Consider the following 1,164-nt stretch of genomic DNA (forward strand, 5'->3'; position numbering starts at 1 on the left):
GTTGAGGTACCCCGGCATCGCCGCTGAAGCGGCTCCCACAGAAAACCTGCCGTGTATGGGGTAGGAGCGGACTTGTCCGCGAACCCTCAGGCCCGCCTCGGGCGAACGAGGCTTTGCGCTGGCACGGGCCGGCTGTCCGGTCTAACGGAGCGGGCGGTTGGCTCTGTCAGGGCCTTACAGCCGGCATGTGCGAGGCGCAAAGCCTTTCTCGCCAGATGGCCGCTGAGGGTTCGCCGCTGAAGCGGCTCCTACATAAGCCGTTGTTCCGAATGGTTTTTCAGTGGAATGGCGGGGTTGGCGCCGAGGCCGGTCACCTCGCCTTAACCATCTGATTGACCTTGCCTTTTCCCCTTGGCTATAATTCGCAGTTCGCAACACCCGCAAGACCCTAAAAAGAACTACATAATCAGCAACAGGAAACAACCATGAGCTACGCAGTCATCAAGACCGGTGGCAAGCAGTATCGTGTGATGGCAGGCGAAATCCTGCGCGTCGAACTGCTCACCGCCGAAGTCGATTCCACCGTCCAGTTCGACCAGGTCCTCCTGGTGGGCGAAGGCGAGTCGATCACCGTTGGCGCCCCCCTGGTCGCCGGTGCCACCGTCAGCGCGAAGATTCGTGCCCACGGTCGCGCGGATAAGATCCGCATCGTCAAGTTCCGTCGTCGTAAGCATTACAAGCGTACGCAGGGACATCGTCAGCATTACACCGAAATCGAGATCACGGGCATCAACGCCTGATCTGCGGAGGATATGAGTCATGGCACATAAAAAAGGCGTAGGTTCCAGCCGCAACGGTCGCGATTCGAACCCGAAATATCTCGGTGTGAAGATCTATGGCGGCCAGGCTGTTGAAGCCGGCAACATCATCGTTCGTCAGCGTGGCACCAAGTTCCACGCCGGCGTGGGCGTCGGCCTCGGCCGCGACCACACCCTGTTCGCCCTGATCGACGGCACGGTTGCCTTCAAGGTCCGTGGCGAAAAGGGTCGCAAGTTTGTCGACGTCGTCACGGCGTAAGCCTCATTCGACGCGATAACGAAGGCCCCGCCCACGGCGGGGCTTTTCGTTTGTAAAGCAGTTTCACTTCTTCACCCAGGCTCCCTTCCCATGAAATTCGTCGACGAAGCACAGATCAGGGTCACGGCCGGTACCGGCGGCAACGGC

Annotated in this window: 2 protein-coding genes; both read left to right on the top strand. The window is 60.0% G+C overall.

Features of this window, described 5'->3' with window-relative positions; translation table 11 throughout:
- Positions 1–425 precede the first annotated feature (425 nt).
- Positions 426–740 carry a 50S ribosomal protein L21 gene (rplU, locus tag AC1DT2_RS24020; protein ID WP_036111437.1) on the top strand — a complete coding sequence of 105 codons (315 nt, stop codon included), beginning with the start codon at positions 426–428 and terminating at the stop codon, positions 738–740.
- Between the two features lie 19 nt (positions 741–759).
- Entirely contained in the window at positions 760–1,017 is a 258-nt protein-coding gene (rpmA, locus tag AC1DT2_RS24025) for a 50S ribosomal protein L27 (RefSeq protein WP_063571082.1), read from the top strand.
- Positions 1,018–1,164: the final 147 nt, after the last annotated feature.

Source organism: Luteibacter sp. P4_E6 (assembly GCF_056401535.1).